5 protein-coding genes are annotated in these 5,320 nt (G+C 38.7%); 3 read left to right on the top strand and 2 right to left on the bottom strand.

Annotated features, from left to right (window positions below; genetic code table 11):
• Positions 1-193: 193 nt before the first annotated feature.
• Entirely contained in the window at positions 194-1,702 is a 1,509-nt protein-coding gene (locus tag V7K89_RS35090) for an aminotransferase-like domain-containing protein (RefSeq protein WP_335195482.1), read from the bottom strand.
• 221 nt (positions 1,703-1,923) lie between these two features.
• Between V7K89_RS35090 and V7K89_RS35085 the strand changes: the two genes are divergently transcribed.
• From V7K89_RS35085 to V7K89_RS35075, 3 genes are all read left to right on the top strand, one after another.
• Complete coding sequence (locus tag V7K89_RS35085) at positions 1,924-2,151, top strand: hypothetical protein (protein WP_335195481.1); 228 nt, start codon at positions 1,924-1,926, stop codon at positions 2,149-2,151.
• Positions 2,152-2,157: 6 nt separating this feature from the next.
• Positions 2,158-3,060 (top strand): DMT family transporter, encoded by a 903-nt coding sequence (locus V7K89_RS35080; RefSeq protein ID WP_335195480.1) that lies wholly within the window; start codon positions 2,158-2,160, stop codon positions 3,058-3,060.
• A 252-nt stretch (positions 3,061-3,312) separates the two neighbouring features.
• A complete protein-coding gene (locus V7K89_RS35075; protein WP_335195479.1) occupies positions 3,313-4,086 on the top strand; it encodes a DUF928 domain-containing protein in 774 nt (257 codons plus the stop codon).
• A 180-nt stretch (positions 4,087-4,266) separates the two neighbouring features.
• On the opposite strand, the gene V7K89_RS35070 is transcribed toward V7K89_RS35075, so the two are convergent.
• A complete protein-coding gene (locus V7K89_RS35070; RefSeq protein ID WP_335195478.1) occupies positions 4,267-5,181 on the bottom strand; it encodes a CHAT domain-containing protein in 915 nt (304 codons plus the stop codon).
• Between the last annotated feature and the right edge of the window lie 139 nt (positions 5,182-5,320).

The following is a 5,320-nucleotide window of genomic DNA, read 5'->3' as shown; positions in this document are numbered from 1 at the left end:
ATGCTGAAGTATTCAATTCGATTATTACTTCATTACTTGAAGTACGGGAAAATACCCGTGTTAACCTGATTCATCCCGCACTTATGCAACGCCATTTTTTGGAAGTCCCTTCGCACTCCAATTGAACTGATGTCTGCGTAACAGTGACTTTAGGCGTTTCACCACTCAATGAATTATGTGTAACTGAACATGACTATAAGTGAATAGACGATACACCTACGCTTTGAGATGACAAACCCATACTAATAAAACTCTCAGTTAAATACTTTTTAATTAGCCGACCAAGAATCTTAATTCCATGTTCAATATTCTCTGGTGTTTGGCAAAAGTTCAAGCGCATCGCCGGATACCCTTGTCCTAGAAAAAATGCAGCACCACTAGCAACAAGGACATTGTGAGATAAGGCTTCAGAGCAAATTTCTTGAATAGGTAAATAGTGTGGCAGATGAGTCCACAAAAATAAACCACCTTTTGGAATTGTCCAGGTGATAGCTTCGGGAAAATAGCTTTCCAGAGATTGCAACATCATATTGCGACTTTGCAGGTTATTAATACGTAAACGATTCAAGTGACGGCGGTAATGTCCCGATGCTAAAAATTCACTCACAATTACCTGAGATACTGTAGAAACATGCAAGTCATTGAGTAATTTATGCTTTACCAAAGATTGATGATGCTCACCTGTCACCACCATGTAACCAACTCGTAGTCCAGGCATTAAGGTTTTTGAGAATGTACTGATGTAAGTGACTAAATCATGACGATCGAATACCTTGATGGGAGAAGGAACAGGTTGAAACTCTAACCCTTCGTAGGCATTATCTTCCAAAATAAAACACTCGTATTGTTGTGCCAATTTTAATAAATCTTGGCGATGAGTTTGGGAAGTTGTAATACCTGTTGGATTATGTAAAGTACTGATGGTGTAAATTAATTTTGGTCGATGACTTTTGAGATACTGCTCCAACAATTCTAGATTCATTCCCTCCGCTGTCATCGGAATTCCTATGACTTTAGCCTGTAAATTTTCCAGAATTCCCAATGCTCCATGATAGGTTGGTGTTTCTACAATCACCCAGTCATCTTTTTGCAGGTAATATTGCATAGCTAAAGATAAAGCTTGCTGTGAACCAGTGGTAATAATTATTTCTTCAGGGGAAACCTCTAATCCTTGTTGAACTAACATCTGAGCAATCAGTTGCCGCAGCATAAGTTGTCCTTGAGGAAAGTCTTCTCTAAAAAGAATATCTCCTACATTAGCCAATGCTCGTTTAGCAGTCCGTTGCAGGTTATCTGAAATGGAACTAGAAGGAAAACCTGAACTGAACTCAATAATATCTTGCTGTCGTCGAGCCTGAATTGAAGCTGTATATTGCTCGAAAAATGACCCTCCACCTTGTGAAATTATCACCTCTTGAGACGGGGCAAAGGTTGAACGCAAAGTTAGATTAGATAATACTGTGATTGTACGGTTGACAAAATAGCCTGAACCCTGACGAGCATGAATGAGACCATCAGCTTCTAAGAGACTGTAAGCCTCAATGACAGTCAACTTGTTAACTTGAATACTCGTAGACATCACCCGAATAGAAGGAAGTTTTTGTCCATCTGGTATTTTGCCAGATTGAATCAGACGACTGAGATAATTGCGAATCTGGAGATATATCGGGGTTGGTGAGTACCGATCTAAAGGAATATTCACTGTGAAACCCTTCCTTCGGGATGATAGTAGGGATTATAAGCAATATAAGGGATTTTTTTGTATTTGAACTGGTACAGTTGAGTGCAGTTTGACTAGAACAGTTGTAAATACTGTGACTGTACCAGTAAAAATTGGACAAATCTGTACCTTCTCATTGCTATTTTTCCAAGCGAATCTAGAAAGTATCTGATGCTCTATTGAGGAGCCAAGGGGACTTTTCTATGAAAATAGTTGATAAATGGTTGCTACTAAAATCAAAACTTCAAAAATCTTGGTATAGCTTAATTACAGTAATGGCAAGCAGTTCTCAGTTGCAAGTTTGGCAAAATCACCTTGCCAATAGGGATTGTTATTGGCACGCCTATGATCCGATGACAGGACGTTCTGCTTGTTTTGGCTCTGAAGCTGAAATGCGAATATGGATTGAAACCCATTATTATACCAAGTAAGTCAGCATGATCCGAAATTCAAATATTTACCCCATTAATTCAGAAACGCTAGGACTTGGTTGTGGCTTTTTGGGTGTGCTGGGATTTAGTCTTACCTTACCAGCAACTCGTGCTGCCGTTGCTGACTTCGATCCGACTTTTGTCGGGCTGGGACGTGCAGTAGTTGCTGGTGTTCTGGCAATGATTGTTCTGTGGGTAACTCGTCAGCCTTTACCACTAAGCAAACACTGGGGGAGCTTACTAATTATTACAGCCGGGGTGGTTTTGGGGTTTCCATTACTATCAGCTTGGGCAATGCAGCAACTACCAGCGACAGATGGTGCAGTAATTATAGGGCTTGTTCCTTTGGCAACTGCTATTGCTGCCACGCTCAAAGGTAAAGAGCGTCCTTCCCAAAAGTTTTGGTTCGCTAGTATTTTCGGTAGTACGACCGTTGTTTTATTTGCTTTTACCTCTAGCGCGGGACAAATTTCAGGAGCAGATTTGCTTTTGTTAGGCGCGGTGGGCGCAGCTGCTATTGGCTATGCAGAAGGAGGATGTTTAGCTCAGATTTTAGGAGGATGGCAAGTTATTTGTTGGGCTTTAGTCATAGCACTTCCGATTTTGCTTATACCTGTAATATACACAGTGTTTCAGCACGGATTAGTTGCTTCACCAACTGCTTGGTTAGGTTTTAGTTATGTCAGTATTTTCAGTCAGTTCCTAGCTTTCTTTGCTTGGTATCACGGGATGAGTATCGGTGGTGTTGCAAGGGTCAGTCAGATACAGTTACTACAACCGTTTTTAACGATTATATTTTCTGGGCTATTACTAGGTGAACAAATTACGCCATTGATGCTAGTTGTCTCTGGTACCGTGATTGCTAGTATAGCAGTGGGAAAACAGGCATTAATTGAACGCAAGATTTAACTAAGTTATCAAAACAAAATTCAAGGGTCAGCAGTTAGAATATAAGATTTTCTAATTGTCGCTCCCACCATTCCAGCATTGCTCGTCACCTTTAACACCCGATTTCAAGCGCTGTACCGTATAGGCTGTGCTTTATATAGAATCCTTTGTGAGGCAGCTTTTTGAGACTTAACGGGAAAAGTCATGCATAATTTAGGTTGAATTATATGTATAGTAAACAGACTTGTTTGAAAACTTTACCGAGTAAGAATAATGGCTCAAATACTATGCGCTTTACACAAAAGTTTGAGAAATATCCTTACTAGCTATATTACCTTAAGCTTATTGTTATCGATGTCTACAACAGCCTTAGCTGATAGGAACAACAATTCTGACGACCCTCCACCACAGACTAGAGGAAGTTCAGGTGGTTCTAGAGGATGCGAGACTCAAACAGAAGCATCTTTAAGTAATATTCCACATATTATATTACTTGCACCTACGCAAAGTTACGGTCAAACTTTAGCAAATAGTCCAACATTCGCCTGGTTTGTGAAAGATAATAACTCCTGGCAAATGGAGTTTCGCCTTTATGAGTATGACGAAACTAATAAACAATCTATATTGGTAAAAGAGATTAAAGATGAAAATTTTAAAAGTTTCTCTGGAATCATGGTTTTATCTCTATCTAATCTAGAATTGTTAGTTGGTCGAAAATATCTTTGGCAAGTCGAATTGGTCTGCGATGCTAATCGTCCTTCAGCTAATCCGTTTGCGATCGCTGCGATGAAAGCAGTTTCAATTCCACCAGATTTGAAAAAACAACTCTCGCAGAGTAATAATGTTTTAATCAAGGCAAATCTTTATAACAAAGCTGATTTGTGGTATAACACTTTAGAAATTGCTTTAAGTTCAAAAAATGAGCCTACTCTTAAAGAATTAAGAAAGTCTCTTCTAGAACAGATAGTAACTGAAACTAAAATAGAATTAAGAGAACAAACTAAACTAGTACTGACAAATAGTAAAATACATCAATTGCAGCGCTAGGATGAAAGAGTAGTTTTCAATATCTTGCTGATACCAATTCGACGTGATGATACACTTAAGTTTTATTAAACTAACTGCCAAGAAGGTTAATAACGTCAAGTAAGAGAAAGGTAATCATTTAGTACAAATTTATAGAAAATTGGTATGAGTCAAAGTACGAAATTTTCATAGATGTAGAGATCAAAGCCAGTTACCAATGAGAATGAATGGTGCCCAATATCCGGGGTGACTTTCAAGTTGCTGCTGATGGGTTTGCAACCAAGCTATTTGAGCCGCCTGTAAGGCTTTGGCTTTACTCATTCCACTATACCAGTTTTGATAAAATTTCGCTATGAGTTGCGCTGTTGCTGCATCATCAACTTTCCATAGAGAAGCTATAGCACTTTGAGATCCGGCTTGGATGGCGATACCAGCCAAACCTAGAGTTTCGCGATCGCTACCTACTGCTGTTTCACAAGCTGTCAATGTTAGTAACTCAATCGGTTTATTTTGAGGGTAAGTGCGATTAATAAGTTGATAAAGGTCATTTAGTGTCAACTTTTCGTTGTAAATCTTACTTAGAAGTGATTTTTGGCGATTTACTACAACTTTTTTCCCAGTTACTAAGAACGTTTCTCTATCATCAATACCAAATTTACCGTGAGTCGCTAGGTGAATTATTGGATAAGTATTTTTTTCTAATTCTTGTTGCAAGCGCTCAGGAGTAAAATCTCGATCTAGTAGGCTCTTGCTTTTGGGTAAACTTGTTGTAATTGCTTTCAACTCAGATTGAACTTGTGTAAGTGGTTCAAAAAATTTTGAGCCAGCATCTGTTTCGACGGTAGCTGGTTGTGTCAAGCCAAAAGCTAATACCTGTAATTTTTGTGGGTTTGATTGTTGAGGGTTGGTTAAAGTCAATGCTGGAGCAAAGGCGATCGCATATTTTTCAATCAAGAATTGCTTACCGTCAAACAGTACAGTTATGGGAATACTTCGAATAATTCCGTCTTGAATAAACACTAAAGTTTCAATTTTCTCTTTTTCTAAATCGCTGATAAAAGGACGAATAAACCAGTTATATAGTAGTTGCGCTCTGGCTTGATAAGTGTTTTCCAAGTCAGAGCGTTTTTCTAGTTTAGTGCGCAGATCATTGATAATATCTTTAGAGGATGTTTTAAAAGTCCAAGAAAGTAAAAACTCATGCGAGTCGTCGAAGCATAATACGTATCATCGCAATATAAATAAAAGTCTCGGA

This window comes from Nostoc sp. (genome assembly GCF_036917515.1).
Classification (GTDB): Bacteria; Cyanobacteriota; Cyanobacteriia; order Cyanobacteriales; family Nostocaceae; genus Nostoc.
Note: the sequence above shows the minus strand (reverse complement) of the source record. Positions and strands in the feature narration are given on the sequence as shown.